The 16,681-nt window shown below is 45.7% G+C and carries 16 protein-coding genes; 8 read left to right on the top strand and 8 right to left on the bottom strand.

Translation table 11 applies throughout. The annotated features are described in order from the left end of the window. Nucleotides 1-22: 22 nt before the first annotated feature. The 5 genes from NDI48_21405 to NDI48_21385 form a co-directional block, all read right to left on the bottom strand. On the bottom strand, nt 23-1,357 hold the full coding sequence (locus tag NDI48_21405) for a glutamine synthetase family protein (protein ID MEP0833726.1): 1,335 nt from the start codon (nt 1,355-1,357) through the stop codon (nt 23-25). A gap of 41 nt (nt 1,358-1,398) precedes the next feature. Next, complete coding sequence (locus NDI48_21400) at nt 1,399-2,220, bottom strand: DUF6174 domain-containing protein (protein ID MEP0833725.1); 822 nt, start codon at nt 2,218-2,220, stop codon at nt 1,399-1,401. A gap of 127 nt (nt 2,221-2,347) precedes the next feature. Further along, nucleotides 2,348-3,169, bottom strand: a complete 822-nt coding sequence (locus NDI48_21395) for a DUF6174 domain-containing protein (protein ID MEP0833724.1) — start codon at nt 3,167-3,169, stop codon at nt 2,348-2,350. 297 nt (nt 3,170-3,466) lie between these two features. Beyond that, the gene (locus NDI48_21390) at nt 3,467-3,712 is read right to left on the bottom strand and encodes a hypothetical protein (protein ID MEP0833723.1); all 246 of its coding nucleotides are present in this window, start codon (nt 3,710-3,712) and stop codon (nt 3,467-3,469) included. Nucleotides 3,713-3,929: 217 nt separating this feature from the next. Beyond that, a complete protein-coding gene (locus NDI48_21385) occupies nt 3,930-4,082 on the bottom strand; it encodes a hypothetical protein (GenBank protein ID MEP0833722.1) in 153 nt (50 codons plus the stop codon). A 136-nt stretch (nt 4,083-4,218) separates the two neighbouring features. Here NDI48_21385 and nirB point away from each other — a divergent pair, with 136 nt between their 5' ends. Beyond that, entirely contained in the window at nt 4,219-6,759 is a 2,541-nt protein-coding gene (nirB, locus tag NDI48_21380; protein MEP0833721.1) for a nitrite reductase large subunit NirB, read from the top strand. Nucleotides 6,760-6,968: 209 nt separating this feature from the next. Then, a complete protein-coding gene (nirD, locus tag NDI48_21375) occupies nt 6,969-7,322 on the top strand; it encodes a nitrite reductase small subunit NirD (GenBank protein ID MEP0833720.1) in 354 nt (117 codons plus the stop codon). 110 nt (nt 7,323-7,432) lie between these two features. Here the strand turns inward: nirD and NDI48_21370 are convergent, their stop codons facing one another. From NDI48_21370 to NDI48_21360, 3 genes are all read right to left on the bottom strand, one after another. Beyond that, nucleotides 7,433-8,875 carry a DNA-protecting protein DprA gene (locus NDI48_21370; GenBank protein MEP0833719.1) on the bottom strand — a complete coding sequence of 481 codons (1,443 nt, stop codon included), beginning with the start codon at nt 8,873-8,875 and terminating at the stop codon, nt 7,433-7,435. A 6-nt stretch (nt 8,876-8,881) separates the two neighbouring features. Further along, nucleotides 8,882-10,987, bottom strand: a complete 2,106-nt coding sequence (locus NDI48_21365) for a RecQ family ATP-dependent DNA helicase (GenBank protein ID MEP0833718.1) — start codon at nt 10,985-10,987, stop codon at nt 8,882-8,884. A 181-nt stretch (nt 10,988-11,168) separates the two neighbouring features. Then, complete coding sequence (locus NDI48_21360) at nt 11,169-12,401, bottom strand: DUF4336 domain-containing protein (protein MEP0833717.1); 1,233 nt, start codon at nt 12,399-12,401, stop codon at nt 11,169-11,171. A 159-nt stretch (nt 12,402-12,560) separates the two neighbouring features. Here NDI48_21360 and NDI48_21355 point away from each other — a divergent pair, with 159 nt between their 5' ends. From NDI48_21355 to NDI48_21330, 6 genes are all read left to right on the top strand, one after another. Next, nucleotides 12,561-13,394 carry an endonuclease/exonuclease/phosphatase family protein gene (locus NDI48_21355; GenBank protein ID MEP0833716.1) on the top strand — a complete coding sequence of 278 codons (834 nt, stop codon included), beginning with the start codon at nt 12,561-12,563 and terminating at the stop codon, nt 13,392-13,394. Next, a complete protein-coding gene (locus tag NDI48_21350; protein ID MEP0833715.1) occupies nt 13,391-13,825 on the top strand; it encodes a hypothetical protein in 435 nt (144 codons plus the stop codon). The genes NDI48_21355 and NDI48_21350 overlap by 4 nt, the downstream gene beginning before the upstream one ends. A gap of 115 nt (nt 13,826-13,940) precedes the next feature. Further along, a complete protein-coding gene (locus NDI48_21345; protein MEP0833714.1) occupies nt 13,941-14,669 on the top strand; it encodes a Uma2 family endonuclease in 729 nt (242 codons plus the stop codon). A gap of 94 nt (nt 14,670-14,763) precedes the next feature. After that, nucleotides 14,764-15,624 carry a hypothetical protein gene (locus NDI48_21340; protein ID MEP0833713.1) on the top strand — a complete coding sequence of 287 codons (861 nt, stop codon included), beginning with the start codon at nt 14,764-14,766 and terminating at the stop codon, nt 15,622-15,624. 150 nt (nt 15,625-15,774) lie between these two features. After that, nucleotides 15,775-16,008 carry a hypothetical protein gene (locus NDI48_21335; protein ID MEP0833712.1) on the top strand — a complete coding sequence of 78 codons (234 nt, stop codon included), beginning with the start codon at nt 15,775-15,777 and terminating at the stop codon, nt 16,006-16,008. A gap of 326 nt (nt 16,009-16,334) precedes the next feature. After that, nucleotides 16,335-16,681: transposase (locus NDI48_21330; protein MEP0833711.1), on the top strand; the 347-nt coding region annotated here is incomplete at its 3' end.

The raw sequence follows: 16,681 nt of genomic DNA, 5'->3' as shown, positions 1-16,681 counted from the left end.
ACCTTCAACCTATCCCCCTCACTCAATATCGCTCTAATAACAGTTTTACTTCCTCTTCCATCGCTAAATCTTTCATGGCTTCCCACTCGGCTTTGCGAACTGCCAAGTAAGCTTGAGCGAGTTCTGTACCCAAAGCCTCTAGAAGCACTTGATCACTGCTCAGTTGAGCGATAGACTGCTCTAAGTTGATAGGCAATTGATCAATATTACAGATATTTCGCTCCGCTTCTGTCATATATCCAGGGTCTATTGTTACAGGTTCTCCGAGTTCCAGACAGTGCCGGATGCCATCGAGTCCCGCCGCAATCACAGCCCCTAAAGCCAGATAAGGATTAGCAGAAGCATCCACGGTTTTAAATTCAAACTGAGTTGGACTAGATTCTTCCGGGTTACTCACCACCCTCACTGCCGCCTCTCGGTTATCCATTCCCCAACAGCGAAACGCACCACTCCCATGATGTGGACGAATCCGGCGATAAGAATTGATGCTGGGTGTTGTAAGTGCCATGAGTGCTGGCAGGTGGTGGAGGATTCCCGCAATGAAGCGACGGGCAATTTCTGAGAGTTCCCCCCCTACATCGAGATTGGGTATCAGGTTTTGTCCCTCCTGCCAGAGACTGAGGTGGAGGTGACAACCGCTACCCGCTTTGTCAGCGAAGATTTTCGGTAAGAATGAGGCGATAAGATTATGTTGATATGCGATCGCACGCACCGTTTCCCGAAAAGCAATTTGCTGATCTGCCGCGGCTAACGCATGAGTATAAAGTATCGAAATTTTCTGCTGACCTGGCCCGGATGCGGGATAATACTGTTCGACTAGCATCCCTTGTTCGATCAGTGCTTCTGCAATCTGATCAATCACCGGCTGATGCAAGTCCATGGCTAGAGTAGAAGCAAAAACCGTCTCATCCGCAGGGACAATATTACCCCCAGTCTGTTTGAGAAAGTAGAATTCATTCTCAAAAGCGGCAATAACTTCCAATCCCTCATGCTGGGCTTCCGCAACCATCCTTTTCAGGAAGTGTCGGGGACAAAGATTCCAAGGAGAACCCTCTTTGAGCATATCTCCCAGCACGCGAGCATGACCAGGAGCATAGGGCAAAGGTGTTAAAGTGTTCCAGTCTGGTACTAGGCGTACCTCACCCACCGGCCCCAAACCACTGCCGGATGCTGGGGCATCAACCATCACAGGAATCGCTTGCTGTGCAGCAGAAATGCCAACACCGTGTTTGAGGTACTCAGCGATCGCGCCTCGATGTACCGCTTTGCCGCGAATGATGTTGGCATTGTCACACCAGAGAATCCTAACAAACCGAGTACCCGTGGCATCGAGAGTTTGTAAAAGTTCTTTCTCCATGTGTGACTCTTGGGGGGTTGGAATTTGTTAAAACATTTTACCTATTTGAGCGGTTGCAGATTCTCAACGGTGAAAGATATCTCGTCATCCGCCGTGAATGCCGCGTAATTGATACTAATCTTGGTTGGGTAGCCGAGGGTAGGGTGGTAAGTTACTAACAGGTCTTCTGCTTCCTTTGTGATCGCATCTTCTATCACATCAAACAGCTTGGCGATCGAATCAATGTCTGTGAAGTCCTCCTGATTAAATGACAGTGCATCAATGGCAGGAACGATTGAAGTAACTTTCCCATTACGGACTTCAATATTCACGGGTTGCATTGATTCCATTGAACAAAAGCAAGTCTGGCGCACTGTGAAGCGGTAGTTGGAGATACTTTGCTTAGCCCACAATTGCTTGTTTCGCTGCAATTGAGCAGTGCTTGTGTTTTCAGGAGTTACTCTTGTCTCCTGATCCAACACGGCTAAATCAGCTTGGGCGTTGGCAAGAGGTTTTGTAGCGTCGCACAACCCAGTTTGTATTGTCAATTCCTCACCAGAAGCATAAACAAGATACTCTTTTCCTTTTTCAAAGGAGTATTCGCAACCTCCGAAGGATTCCGATGTCAAGATAACCTGCTGTTTGTCTACTTTTCCTTTCCAAACTTTTGAAACTTCAAATGTAACTTTGAACGCAACCAAAGAATCTGAAGTGTCGCGACTCCTATCAGTTTTAGCCATAATATCAATGACTTTTCCTGCAAAAACCGCCCTAGAGGTTCTGAAACTTTTTTTGGGTGTAGTGGGAATACAAAGACATGTAGCACTGGCTAGATGGGAATTTAAAACCAATAGGCTTGCCGCAAGCAGGAATATTTTTTTCATGGCTTACACATGACAATAATAAAACTTTGACTGAAAGATATCAGTCAAAGTTCCTCTCATCAAAAATATTGTCTTTGTTTGGCTGGCGCGATCGCTCCCCATCAGGGAATTGGCTAACACATTTTACCTATTTCAGGGGTTGCAAATTCTCAAGGGTGAGAGAGAGTTCTTCATCAGCCATCTGTTTGTTATAGTCGATGTCGATTTGGGTTGGGTAACCAAGGGTGGGGTGGTAAGTTACTGAAAGGCGGTGTGCTTTCTTGGCGATCGCATCTTCTACTACCTGAAACAGTTTCGCTACTGAATCGTGCTTGTTGAAGTATTCTCGATTAACGGGTTTTCCATCACTAGCCACAACAATTGAAGTCGCTTTGCCATTACGAACTTCAATTTTCAGAGGTTCGCTTGATTTAGGTAAACAAAAGCAACTCCGGCGCAATGTGTAGCGATAGTTGGAGATTTTTTGTTTTGCCCATAATTGCTTGTTGCGCTGCAATTGTTGAGCGGCGTTTGAGGTTTGAGCGGCTGGTGTTTTTCCCCTACCTAATACCGCTAAATCTCTTTGGGCATTGCCAAGGAGTGTTGTGCCACTGCACAACCCAGTTTGCAATTGAGTTCCCTGCCCATTAGCATAAACTAGATATTCTTTCCCTTTCTCAAAGTTGTATCCGCAACTCGCGCTAGAACCTGATGTCAAGACAACCTGCTGTTTGTCTACTTTTCCTTTCCAAACTTTTGAAACTTCAAAAATAACCTTAAACCCACCCAAAGAGCCTGAAGCTTCGGGATTAGTACCACTCTGATCGACAATATCAATAACTTTTCCAGCAAAGACTTCTCTAGAGTTCTTTAAACTTTGTTGGGGTGTAGTGGGGAGACAACTACAGGCATTTGCAGCAGTGGTATTTAATACCAATAAGCTGGCAGCGATAAGGAATATTTTTTTCATGGTGTACACCTCACAATCATGTTGATTAATTACAGTTACAACGGCATTTCTTCGATTTTCTCACAAGGATGAGTGTAGGCAAATGGCATTGCCATGCCCTTATCCTATGAGTTATGAACTGAACACGGCTGTACTGTTATAAGTTTGTTGAGTAACGATTCACCGCGTTCGCGATCAAGCCTTCTGCGAACTCAACTCAGACATTGACTTACAATTGTGAGCGAAAGTTCCTTTGATTAGGGATTGCCAGAAAATAAGTTATCCAATTTTGTGGCATAGGCAACACGATCAGCTACCCTATACAGGGAGTGGTTTTTTGAAGAGGTACAAATATTTTAAATCCCGAATACCACCGACTGACCCTCCAGAAGCTTCATCAAGCTGATGTACAGCTACTAATTCCCATTCTTGTTGTCCCAAAAAGTTCAATCCTTCCACAAGCTCGTACTCTTGACCATCAATATTTAGTACCCGATAACCCTTATATCCCAGTAATCCTTCTCTCTTAACTGAACAGTATGCCTTAAAATATTGCCACTTCATTTTTACTCCTTAGTGATACAGCTCGCCTAGCTGGCTACTCCTCATCCATGCTGTTGCCTTCTACATATTCATCTGTCCAGTCCATCCCTTCTGTGCCTGGTTGGAAGTCTTCCGCTACAATAGCCGCTTGCTGGGATAGTAGAGCATTCCGTTGTGCAACTGGTAGCTTGAGGAAAGCATGGCGAGCTGGTTTATATGCCTTCGATTGTGGGCTAGGCTATCTTAATTTATCCAACAGATGATAGTCACAGTGGCTTGAGCGATCGCTATCAAGTTGCACAGTGCGATCGTTTAATGCAGCACCTAGGTAAGAGAGTAATTTCGCAAGAAAGCGATCGCATTCCTCTCCTATCCGTTCCAGTCTTAACATCTCATGCAAAAAAACGATTGAAATCGAGCGAATATTGCATCGATATTCAAATAATGTAGCTAAATTTACTAAAAGACATTGAAAACTTTAATAGTTGTTATTGAGGATAACTGAGGCATAAGGCTTGTAAAGGTTTATGACAGCCAAAAAGAATCTCATCGTTATTGGCAACGGCATGATAGGACACAAGTTCCTAGAACTGATGATTGCCAAAGGAGCGACGCAAAAATGGAACTTAATAACCTTCTGTGAAGAACCGCGTGTTGCCTACGATCGCGTTAACCTCAGTGGCTATTTTTCTGGCAAAACAGCAGCAGATTTATCACTGGTAGAACCAGGACTTTATCAAGAAAACGGTATTCAAATTCATATTGGTGATAAAGCTGTTGCAATCGATCGCGAACAAAAAACAGTCTCATCAGCAAATGGCTTAACAGTTCCCTACGATAAGATTGTCCTCGCAACCGGTTCCTCTCCCTTCGTACCACCGATTAAGGGGAATGAGATTTCAGGAGCTTTTGTATACCGCACAATTGAAGACCTGGAAGAAATATCTACCTACGCCAAAAATTGTCAAGTTGGTGTAGTTATTGGTGGAGGTTTATTAGGTCTAGAAGCCGCTAATGCCCTCAAGACAATGGGATTGAAAACCCATGTCGTTGAATTTGCCTCTCGATTAATGCCTGTACAAGTTGATGATGCAGGTGGCGCGATTCTCCGCAGCAAGATAGAAGCGCTTGGGGTTTCGGTTCATACCAGCAAATCAACGACCCAAATTGTCAGCGAAGATGGCAAAATTGCCAAGATGCTCTTTGCAGATGGTTCTGAGTTAGAAACAGACATGATCGTCTTTTCTACCGGAATTCGCCCCCGTGATGAACTGGCTAGAAGCTGCGGATTAGAAGTCGGAGAACGGGGTGGTGTTGTTATTAACGACTACTGCCAAACATCTGATCCAGAAATTTATGCGATCGGTGAATGCGCCCTCTACAAAAATCGCATCTATGGTTTAGTCGCTCCTGGTTATACAATGGCAGGAGTCGTGGCAGATGTGTTGAATAACATCACCACCAGCACCTTTGCTGGTGCAGATATGTCTACCAAACTCAAACTTTTGGGGGTGGATGTTGCTAGTTTTGGAGATGCGTTTGCCAGAACTCCCGGTGCTAGAGAAATTGCCATCACTGATACCGTTCAAGGCATTTACAAAAAGCTAGTGCTGAACGAGGATGGTACTCGTTTACTCGGTGGAATTCTCGTCGGAGATGCGTCTACCTACGGCACGCTGCTGCAATTTGTGCAAAACGCCATTACCCTGCCACCTCATCCAGAAGATTTGCTGATGCCGCCACGAGAAGGCGCACCTGTAGCCAAGATGGGGGTGGAAAGCTTACCGGATACTGCCCAAATTTGTTCTTGCAATAATGTCAGCAAAGGCCAAATTTGTACAGCTATTCGAGAGCAGAATTTAACCGATGTCCCCACCATCAAAAAATGTACAAAAGCTGGAACAGGTTGTGGTGGTTGCGTACCCCTGGTGACGGATTTACTTAAGTCGGAAATGAAGAAAGCAGGGATAGAGGTGAAGAATCATCTCTGCGAACACTTCGCTTATAGCCGTCAAGAACTTTATCACTTGGTGCGTGTTCACCAAATTAAGACATTTGATGAATTAATTCAAAAACATGGTACAGGTAGAGGTTGTGAAATTTGTAAGCCTACGGTAGCTTCGATTCTCGCTTCGACTTGGAATGAGCATATTTTAGAGAAGTCTCTTGTTGGTCTTCAAGATACCAATGATTACTACCTCGCTAACATTCAGCGGGACGGTACTTATTCAGTTGTGCCACGAGTTCCCGGTGGGGAAATTACGCCGGATAAGCTGATTGTGTTAGGACAAGTTGCCCAAGAATTTGGTCTTTATACCAAAATTACAGGTGGACAAAGAATTGATTTATTTGGGGCGCGTGTAGAGCAATTGCCTCATATTTGGAAGCGATTAGTTGATGCTGGATTTGAGTCAGGACATGCTTATGGCAAGGCACTGCGGACGGTGAAATCTTGCGTTGGAAGTACTTGGTGCCGCTTTGGAGTACAGGATTCTACGAGTTTGGCAATTGAATTAGAACTGCGGTATCGGGGTTTGCGATCGCCCCACAAATTAAAATCCGCTGTATCGGGTTGTACTCGTGAATGTGCCGAAGCTCAAAGTAAGGACTTTGGGATAATTGCCACTGAAAAAGGTTGGAATTTGTATGTGTGCGGCAATGGTGGGATGAAACCACAACATGCAATACTGCTAGCCGAGGATATCGACAAGGAAACTTTGATTAAATATTTGGATCGGTTCCTCATGTTCTATATCCGCACGGCAGATCGACTGGAACGCACAGCAACTTGGTTCAACAAGCTTGAAGGGGGAATTGATTACCTTAAGCAGGTGATTCTTCATGATTCTCTAGGCATTGGTGCTGAGTTGGAGCAAGAGATGCAGTACCTGGTTAATACCTACCAATGTGAATGGAAAACGACAATTGAAGATGCCGAAAAACTCAACCGTTTTCGTCATTTTGTGAATTCTGATGAGTCCGATCCGAATATTTTACATGTAGAAGAACGAGGTCAAAAACGCCCCGCTAAAGAACACGAAAAAACTCTAGCGATTACTTCACAATAGCCTCACCTCCCCCTGAGGAAGGGGGGAGACATGCAGGGGAAATCACCCAGAATCCCCCTTGGGTGGAAGTAGAAAGAATCAAGCACCCTCCTCGTTGCGGGGACCGGAGCTTTAGTGAGGAATGGGGAGGGGTTCTATGGGGATGTATTGGATTGATGTTCTAACCAGTCCCCAAGAAAACGCAGCACGTAATTATTAGGAAAAAAACAATGGTTCAATCATTAGTTCGTGAGACGAGTAAAACCTGGGTTGATATTTGTTCGATTGAAGCGATCGCACCCAATACCGGAGTTTGTGCCTTAGTTGAAGGTCAACAGGTAGCAATTTTCAAGGTTGGAAATCAGGATGAAGTTTTTGCGATTAGTAATTACGATCCGTTTAGTAAAGCCTTTGTGTTATCGAGAGGAATTGTCGGCGATCGCAAAGGTATCCTCAAAGTGGCTTCCCCGATTTACAAGCAAAATTTCAACTTACTGACTGGACAGTGTCTTGATGATGAAACAGTAAGCATTCCCACTTATCAAGTCAGGGTAGTTGAAGGTAGAGTGCAGGTATCTGTCTAAGTTGGTGAGATAAATAGGAAAAAAAGGGGAGCGATCGCGGATAAACTGCAAGCATGAGAGTGCTGTAGTAAGAAGCGATCGCTCTGTGGTCGTGCAAACGACATCTGAAACTAAGTTCCGCCCTTCTTTTCCAGTAGAGACAATAAAGCAGGTTTCTTATTAGCTACATAAGCCACTGGCTTCTTTGTTTTTATCACCTTACCTTCTTTTAAAGCTCTACTTAACCAATCTTCTACCTGCCCTTTTCGTACATCAAGACATTCGGCAAGAGATTTTGCATCCTTGGGCTTCTCTAAATGATTGAGGATAAATGGTAAAACTGCTTCGTAGATGTCTTTTGGAGATGGCTGATTAACAGGGAGAAGCATACCTGTAAATGAATCTGCTACTACTGAGGCTTTATTTGTCACAACATCTACTACCTCAGGGTCTATCGCTTCCACTTCAGCCTTTGTTGCTTTAACTTCTGGTGTAGCTGACTCATTGGCAGGGAAAATCATACCTGTCAATGGCTCTACTAGTGAAGGTTTATTTGCCAGAATATCTGCTAGCTCAGAGTCTGTCGCTTCCACTTTAGTCTTTGTTGGTTTAACCTCTGGTGTAGCGGCTTCTAAGAGTGTCCTCAATCGTCCCTTCAATGAACTAGCAGGTATTACTGGCAAAGGTTTTGCTCCCTTTTTAAGCAGTTGCCGATTACCTTCTGGTATAGTTCCCTGCATTCTCACAAAAATTGGGACATCCTTTATCCGTTCCAGCGCCTCAGTAGCACCCGCCCAAGTACCGCCCTTACCTACAGATGAACTCACTACAAGGGCATAATCACCTAAAGCATAGATGTACTTGTTTCGACCCATCGCATTACCAGCGTTGAAGCTAGCACCAGGATCGACGGCAGAAATTAGGGTAAGTCTCCCTTCTTTAATGCCAGCACGATACTTGCCAGCTACTGCTGCCTTGCTTAAGCTATCAGCGAGTACACCTACAGCGGTTCCACCTGCCTCTAAAACTGCCAGCATAGCCGAAGAATCTACCCCACGCGCCCCACCGGAAACTACCTGTATTCCTTGTTCAGCACAAGTTTGTGCAACTCTCTGGGTATAGCCAACTCCTTCTTCATCAACATCACGAGAACCAACAACAGCCAACCCTCCTTCAGAAAGCAGTTCTATGTTGCCAATCCCATAGAGAATTGCGGGTGCTGAATGTCTCAGCCTCTGTTTAAGACGCTTGGGATACTGAGAGTCGCCTCGTCCCAGCACCCATAGTCCTTGGTTCGTCCACTTCTCAACTGCCAAGCCCAGCATGACACCTCGTTCCAGTAAAGCTACCAGCCTGTCAGAGTCGAGCTTGCCAATGGATATTTTCGATAACCGATTTTTGAAGGTTGAATCCAGCAAATCCCCTGGACTCATCTCATTTTCAAGTAGCCAACCTGCTAAGGAGTTATACTCACCTAGCGTCAAGGGCTGCGGTTCCATTTGCCGATTTTGCCCAAAGCTGGCACACAGCAATAAAATTGCTTGGGTATCTGGTGACAGCACATGGTTTAACATAATTTTCTAATCCGCTTGGTCTAAAGAATTGAGTGCTAATGCCAGAGGAAAAACCTGACCACTTCCAGCACGACGTAACAGGGCAGCAATGACAGTAAAAGTCCAACGGGAATCTACCATATCATCAATTAAGAAAACTGTACCCTTCATGCCTTGCCAAGTGTCAACCTCAAATACACCATCTAAATTATGAGCTTGTTGGTAACTATTACTCATCTCTTTTTGTTGTTTATTGGGGCGGGCTTTACGAACAACTGGCTTAAAGGGTAAACCTAATTTCTCAGCCAGTCGTTGAGCAAAATTTGGTAAGAGTTCTGGACGATTTAATGAGGGAACGCAAGTTACCCAAGTGGGAAAAATTTGAGGTTGCCAACGTTGAATCATCTCAAAAGCACCCTGTACCAGCGCATCATCAAAATGATTATCCCGATATTTACCCTGTTTAACTAATTCTCCCCAACCTGCATCACCCCAGAGAGACAAAGCCCTTCCTTCCACTGCTCGTAAATTGTCTCGAATATTCCCTGAAAGGCCATAAATTGGTAGTGCTTGTGAAGGCCATTGTTTGCGGGGTTCAATGATTTGGTCACTGCGACGTAGATACTGGATTGCTTGATTAACCCGTTCTAGGGAGTAGGTTTCTGGGAATAAAGGTCTACCCAAGCACACAGTACATTTGCCGCAAACAGTTGGGTTGGGGTCATCTAATTCTATTGCTAGAAAAGTCATTAAGCATTGTTGACTTTCCATATATTCCAGCATCCGAGCTTGTTCAGAGCAGCGGATTTGCGTCAACCGTTCGATTTTCTCAGTATTGGGCTGATAAGATACTGGAGTAGCATACCACTTGGAACCTTGCTTAGTTATAGGTGCGGGAGACTCCAGCGACAGGAGTTTCAAAACCTTTTCAATCTGTCCTCTAGAAAGATTGAGTTGCTGCTCTAGTTGGGGAACAGAAAAGCCATTATCCGCCTGTTCTAGAGCTTCTAAAACCTGCTGAACATGAACTTCTGGAGGAAAGGCGGTTCTGATGAAATAATTGGTAATTTCGTCGTCTTCATCACCGCTAAGAAGAATTCCATAAGCTTGCTCTACCGCTCTACCCGCTCGTCCTACTTGCTGATAATAATGAACAACAGAACCTGGACGTTGGTAATGAATGACAAATCCTAAATCGGGTTTATCAAAGCCCATTCCTAAAGCAGTAGTTGATACCAATGCTTTGATTTCATTTTTGAGCAGTTGGTCTTCTAAAGCTAAACGTTCTTCATTAGTTAGTTCGCTGTGGTAGGCTTCAGCGTCAATTCCTTGTGTCTTTAACCAATCGGCAATTCGTTCAGCATCTCTGACAGTGAGTGTGTAAATAATACCGCTACCAGGTAAGTTTGGAAGGTATTCGGCTAACCATGCCATTCGTGCTGCTGGACTATTGAGCTTGATATTTTGCAAATGCAAGCTTTTTCGGGTCAGGGAGCCTCTTGATACACGCAGATTGGCTCCCAGTTGAGCAATGATATCGTTAACGACTCGGTTGTTAGCAGTAGCAGTTGTGGCAAGGACTGGGATGTTCTGGGGAAGTGCTTGCAAAACTCGAACAATCCGCCGATAGTCGGGTCGAAAATCGTGTCCCCAGTCGGATATACAGTGGGCTTCATCAACGACAAATAATCCAATTCGTTGAGATATTGGGAACAGAACGGTTTCTCGAAATTTCTCATTTGCTAGTCGTTCCGGGGAAATCAGTAGAATATCAACTCTTCCTGCTAGCAACTGAGCTTTTATCGCTTCCCATTCTTCTGTATTACTAGAGTTAATCGTCGCGGCTTTAACGCCAATACGTTCGGCTGCGGCAATTTGGTTTCGCATGAGAGCCAGTAGTGGTGAAATGAGGAGAGTTGGGCCAGCACCACCATCTCGTAGCAAGCGAGTCGCCAGAAAATAGACTAAACTTTTCCCCCAGCCAGTACGTTGAACAACCAGTAACCGCGCTCGATTCCCGATTAAGGCAGAGATCGCTTCCCATTGTCCATCCCGAAAGTCAGCTGTTGGGTTATTCAGGGCTTGACAGAGAAGTAATAACGCCTGATTTCTGAGTTCTGTTGTCATATCCATACCCAGTTGGGAAAGCTACCTGTTTCTTCTATCAAAGCTGATAGATGCTGAGAATGTGTATCTCCGACAGTCTTAATTATTCAAAGCGAATGCCTAGCGGTACGCTACGAAGAGCGCACCATCCTCCTCGAAATCCATTCCCCCAAACCTGAAGCAGCACGAGAAGCGATCGCCTTACACTTTATTCCTTTGCTGGCGACGTGATGCCGCGCTTAGTCAAGTTCTCTTCCAGCTTCCTCATGAATTCAAAGTCATCCTCAGGTAGAGGCTGACTTCCACTTCCCAATAAATTCTCACTAGAAGGCTTCTTCTCAAGGAAGCTGAACGCCTGGCGGAACTGATGCGGCCCTACCTCAATGGGCGCGTCAAAGTGGCAGGGAATAATTCGTTCAAAATACCACTTCGCCACCTTATCCGCCCAGTCGAGTACATCCCTCGGTGCTTGGTTAAAAATGAACGTCTGTAGAATCGGTGCCACAAAAGGACGACCGCTCCCTCGTAATGCATTGAATGACTGCTTCCAATCGGTCTGCCATCGGAACGGAAACCAACCGAAATATGCCTTCTTTGACCGATCCGGCGCTTTGAAGGCATCGCGAAATGCCTCCCCCAGTCCAATCGTCTCCAACGTGCTGGGACGAAAGTACAATGCAAACAGCGAAATGCGCTGCCATCCCTTGCGGCGATTCGCCTCAGTGTCTTCAAGCACGTCGAATGCATTGTCTCTGGCGTGGAACAACAAGGGGTACGGGTCAACTTGGACAATCTCTGGTGGCTTCTCTGGCACAGAAAGCACCGAGTCTGTTAATAATAGAGTGCGCGATCGCTTGTGCAATAATGCCACTTCTTCAAAAGAACCCCGTCCGAGATCAATACTCAGCACCTCGTAGTCAAACTCATCCCCAAACGGAGCATCACCGCTAGCTTCCGGGAGTACGTGAGTTCGTTTCATGGGGAAGCCTAGCCAAGCCAACGGCAGATTCAGCGGGTAACTCCATTGATTGGCGGTCACAAAAACCTGTGAAGCAGGAAACTGTCTGGCGAAGGGACCAACAAAAACTTTGTGTTCTAAGCCCGATGCAGTGGGCAGGATGATGTATTTCACCTCACCGTGCTTCGCCTCTAATTCCTTAACCAGCCGGATACACTCTTTTGTTGGTGCAACTGGCGCATAGACGAGGAGACCGCCTTTTTCCAGCTTAACGACGGTCATGCGAATCGGTACGACGGTGTAGAGGATGCCCTGCAACTGGTCGAACGTCCAGATGGTGTCCTTAACAACTTCTTTGCGAAGGGTTCGCCGCCTATTGTATGGGTAGAGTGGTACAGCAAGCCAAAACCGCCATGACCAGTCCCCAGGATTAATACTCGGGCTATCCTGTTGCCCCTGTCCAAACGACTGTGCCCTCAACATATGCGTCTGGTGCGCTTTCTTTAGTGGTTCTATCCACTCCACGACCCCCTCCCTAATTCCCAAAACTCACGCCTGTTTTTATCTAATCGAAAGATGCTGGAGTTTAGCATTAAACTCTAGACTGAATGCTTTTGTCCGAACCTGGGAGCGTATCGCCAAGTGGTCAAAGTCGTCACGATTAACATTCTGTTTGAAATGGAAAAATGGGCGCAGCGTCGCGAACTCTTGGTGGAGGGTTTGGCAGCTCAACAAGCAGATTTAATCGGACTACAGGAGGTCAAGCTTCCAGAAGACAACAGCGCTTGGCTGGCACAGCAGCTTAATATGCCTTACGTGCAGCTAGTGCCTTCCAAAGGACTAGACGATAAAGGTTTCCCCTATTACGGAGGAGCAATTCTCAGCCGTCATCCCTTCACGCAACAGGACACTCTTGACTTGCAAACTCAGGGACGAGTAGCCCAATACGTGCAGGTTGAAGTGGACGGTCAGCCATTGGTATTTTGTAACGGGCATTATTACTGGTATCCTGGTCCCAAACCCGAACGGGTAAAGCAGGTGCAGTTGCTTCTCGACTGGCTGGGTAAGTTACCACCCGATATGCCAATCGTGGCAGTAGGGGATTTTAACGGTATGCCTGAGACACCGGCGATAGCGAAGCGCTGCTGCGAAGCGCAGATCGCACTGATGCGCGAGAGATTTACCTCAGCTTACGCAGCGTACCACGGTCACGAGCCGGAATATACCTGTCCCACACCCTTAAGAAAACGACGTAGCTTGCAGCGTCGGTTGGTCAAATACCTAGTCAACGTATGGATTCACCGCAACTTGCGACCTTGGCGCGGTACGCTGGACTACGTGTTTATCAACCAGCACCTGCGCGTGCAAAACTGCCAACTCATTCTCACCGAACCTGCTCCCAATGACCCCACCGTGTACCCCTCTGACCATTTTGGCATTGCGGCTGAACTTGAAATAGTGAGCTACTCATCTTGATTGAAGAACAAAAGCTGATTGAAAAACTGCAACGCATTGAAGCTTTGTTCGCGGGTGCAACGACAAAGGGGGAGAAGGTTGCTGCTGCCAATGCCTTAGAGCGTATCCGTGAAAAACTTAAAGACGTTCAAAAACTCGATCCACCAGTGGAATACAAATTCACCTTGTCGGATATGTGGTCAAAGAAGCTGTTTTTGGCATTGTTGCGTCGCTACGGCATTGAGCCTTACCGCTATTACCGACAGAAGCATACTACTGTCATGGCTCGTGTTCCCGTCAGCTTTGTGAACGACACCCTTTGGCCAGAATTCCAAGAACTTAATAATACTCTCCGTTCCTATCTGGATGAAGTAACCGATCGCGTGATTACTACTGGTATTTATGCTGACAGTTCCGAAGCTGAAGTTAGACAGGAACTTCTCTCCGATTGAGATTTTGGACTGATGAGCGATCGCTAAAGCTGCCGTTACAGATTTGATTTCAAGTGCTGCCTCTAGAGAGGTAAAACCGTTAAGATACAGTCATCATATCCCTTGGGTAGTCGTCATGGTAGAGTACAACTCGTTGCAATATCTTCCTACAGAAGAAGACCTGCCTGAAACTGACAATACCCCTGTGGATAATGAGCTGCAAATCCTCATCCCTAATCTGCTACGAGCAATCCTGGCTCTTTTGTGGGCTTCCCGAATGGACTGGTTTTTGGGAGTTAACTTGGGAATCTACTATCACCCAGACAAAGCAGCGATTGGGCCAGATGGTTTCTTGAGTCTGGGAGTTCCAAGGCGTAGGAGTGCCAAAGGACGATTGAGTTATGTCGTCTGGCAAGAAAACAACGTTGTGCCTCAGTGGGTTTTGGAAGTTGTCTCTAAAACGCCTGGTGGTGAATACGACGACAAGATGACTAAGTATGCAGAGATGGGGGTACTTTATTACACCATCTATAATTCCGACTACTGGAAACGGGACAAGCATGAGCCGTTTGAGGTTTATCGCCTAGAGAGGGGAGCTTACGTGCGGCAGAGGGGAAATCCCGTGTGGATGCCGGAAATTGGGCTAGGGATTGGGTATGAGCAGGGGACGCATGAGGGCTGGAGTCGTGAATGGCTGTACTGGTATGACCAGCAAGGCAACCGATTTCCTGCTCCAGAGAATGTAATTCAGCAAGAGCGGCTAAGGGCTGAGCGAGCGGAGCAGCAGGCGAGGATGGCTGAGCAGCAACTTGCAGACTTGATTGCTAAGTTGCGGGAACGGGGCATTGACCCAGACAATCTGTGAAAGGTTGTCCCGTTTGGATAGCGAACAACTCATTCATGATGCCGATTTACTGATTCAAATGTCGGGGAAATAAAAGCTAAAACTATCAGGTTATATGAGACAAAAACCGTATTACTCTGTACGCCTGGGAAAGAATCCAGCAGCCAAGCTTGAATTACCAATGCTTCTTCAGCTGTTTTGTGTAGTGTACAAAAAAATGTTGCAGGAGGGATATTTTCAAGAAGCGTTTGGCTACTTTCACTCCAAAGTTGGGCGTGTGGCTGGCACATTAGGTTATGATCTTGAAGCTTCAATGTTATGGAAGCTTCGCAAGCAGAATTTATATCCAATAGAAGAAAAATGTAATTCTTACTCTGAAGATGATTTGTTTGATGTCATCGAATTTCTCTACGACTGCGTGTCAGAACCTATCAGTGCTGTCACCGAGGAATCTGTATGGCTCGACGTAGAGGAATGCTGGCTTTATACAAAATTTAACCAGGAGACTGGGCATCAGAAATTTCGTTACGAGATTAACGAATTGCTGCGCGATTACAAAGACGGCTACGAAATTTCAAAAACAGGAGAAATATTGGCTCTTCCCGATCCAGGAATGGAATCATTGCTTCAAGAAAAGCTACCGGAATATGACCCAGAGAATGTAGAAGTACGGGTGAAGGCAGCTATCCAGAAGTTTAAAAATCGCCATTCTTCGCCAGATGATAGACGCGATGCGATCAGGGATTTGGCAGATGTTCTTGAATTCTTACGCCCAAAACTCAAAACTGTTGCGACGCAACAAGAACAGGACTTGTTCAACATAGCGAACAATTATGATATCCGCCATCACAATGAGAAGCAAAAGAAAGATTACGATAAACCTATCTGGTATACCTGGATGTTCTATTTCTACCTCTCTACTGTATATACGGCAGTTAGGTTGATCAAAAAGCAAGAAGAGAATAGCATTCAGTAAATGTGGCACTCCCGAGTCATTTAAAGTGAGAGGCATCATCGATTGGGCGATCGCTCCTCACTCGACAGCCCAGTTCTAACAGGTTGTTACAATGGGTGGGCTAGGGATTAATTTCTGGTTTTAGGAAAGCAGGTAGAGGAAAACAGACCCATGACAATCACTGTGACTCTTAGCCCAGAAGCAGAGGCGAAACTCCTTGAGAACGCTGCCAGACAGGGAAAAGATGTCGCAACTGTTGCCGCTGAACTGCTAGCTAGTGTTCTAGAGTGGGAAGCACAAGACTACGAAGAAGCTGTAGAAGGCATCCAGCGTGGATTAGACGATTTTGAGGCGGGACGGTTTCGTTCTTTTGCAGAGTTTCAGAGGAACAACGTCAACGTGTAGAGGCTCCTAACTAGTGGTCTGTCAAGGCAATTTTGACGAATAGTAGAAGTATGTATGTACTAAGGCTCGGATTAAATTGAAGCAGCTCTATCCGTCAATTAGTTCTTGACAGACCACTAGATTGCCAACTTATAATCGCTGCAATGTTTTTTAAACCTAGGCTAAATGCTTTTGTTCAAGGCTGTGAAGTACGTTAGCGAAGCAAGCTGTAAGGCTTATTTCCCAACGGCTAGGCTTGAGGTTAACTAACGGGACTTAAACAAAAATCGAGAAGCAATAAAGGTATAATCTAAGCATGGCATAGATTTCACGTTAAAGTTTGAGCGATGAAAGAGACAACTCCTGCCGCCATGCCCCCTTGCTTCGATAGATGGTGTAAACGCTTTGATGATATCTGGACACATAAAGCACAAAAACGGGAGTTTAGAAACTATATCGGGGGATTATTAGGGGAAAGTGAACGAAAAAATCTGTCTCAAATGGCGGATAACGCTGTCGGAGTGAGTTACCACCGATTACACCATTTTTTGACGGAAGCGCCCTGGTCAACCTTAGAAGTAAATGAGCGTCGCCTGGTGGTGATGAATCAGTGTAGTCAAACCCGGATAAGTAGAGGATTCACATTAATCGTTGATGATTCAGGTCATAGAAAGAGTGGCAATTTCACAGAGGG

The organism is Microcoleus sp. AS-A8 (genome assembly GCA_039962225.1).
Lineage (GTDB): Bacteria > Cyanobacteriota > Cyanobacteriia > Cyanobacteriales > Coleofasciculaceae > Allocoleopsis.
Note: the sequence above shows the minus strand (reverse complement) of the source record. Positions and strands in the feature narration are given on the sequence as shown.

Bases quoted from the DNA above. Each gene is read 5' to 3' on its own strand.
- NDI48_21370 (MEP0833719.1), bottom strand. From the start codon at position 8,875: ATGTTAAACCATGTGCTGTCACCAGATACCCAAGCAATTTTATTGCTG.
- NDI48_21360 (MEP0833717.1), bottom strand. From the start codon at position 12,401: ATGTTGAGGGCACAGTCGTTTGGACAGGGGCAACAGGATAGCCCGAGT.
- NDI48_21395 (MEP0833724.1), bottom strand. From the start codon at position 3,169: ATGAAAAAAATATTCCTTATCGCTGCCAGCTTATTGGTATTAAATACC.
- NDI48_21385 (MEP0833722.1), bottom strand. From the start codon at position 4,082: ATGTTAAGACTGGAACGGATAGGAGAGGAATGCGATCGCTTTCTTGCG.
- nirD (MEP0833720.1), top strand. From the start codon at position 6,969: ATGGTTCAATCATTAGTTCGTGAGACGAGTAAAACCTGGGTTGATATT.
- NDI48_21365 (MEP0833718.1), bottom strand. From the start codon at position 10,987: ATGGATATGACAACAGAACTCAGAAATCAGGCGTTATTACTTCTCTGT.
- NDI48_21405 (MEP0833726.1), bottom strand. From the start codon at position 1,357: ATGGAGAAAGAACTTTTACAAACTCTCGATGCCACGGGTACTCGGTTT.
- NDI48_21400 (MEP0833725.1), bottom strand. From the start codon at position 2,220: ATGAAAAAAATATTCCTGCTTGCGGCAAGCCTATTGGTTTTAAATTCC.
- NDI48_21335 (MEP0833712.1), top strand. From the start codon at position 15,775: ATGACAATCACTGTGACTCTTAGCCCAGAAGCAGAGGCGAAACTCCTT.
- nirB (MEP0833721.1), top strand. From the start codon at position 4,219: ATGACAGCCAAAAAGAATCTCATCGTTATTGGCAACGGCATGATAGGA.
- NDI48_21390 (MEP0833723.1), bottom strand. From the start codon at position 3,712: ATGAAGTGGCAATATTTTAAGGCATACTGTTCAGTTAAGAGAGAAGGA.
- NDI48_21340 (MEP0833713.1), top strand. From the start codon at position 14,764: ATGAGACAAAAACCGTATTACTCTGTACGCCTGGGAAAGAATCCAGCA.
- NDI48_21345 (MEP0833714.1), top strand. From the start codon at position 13,941: ATGGTAGAGTACAACTCGTTGCAATATCTTCCTACAGAAGAAGACCTG.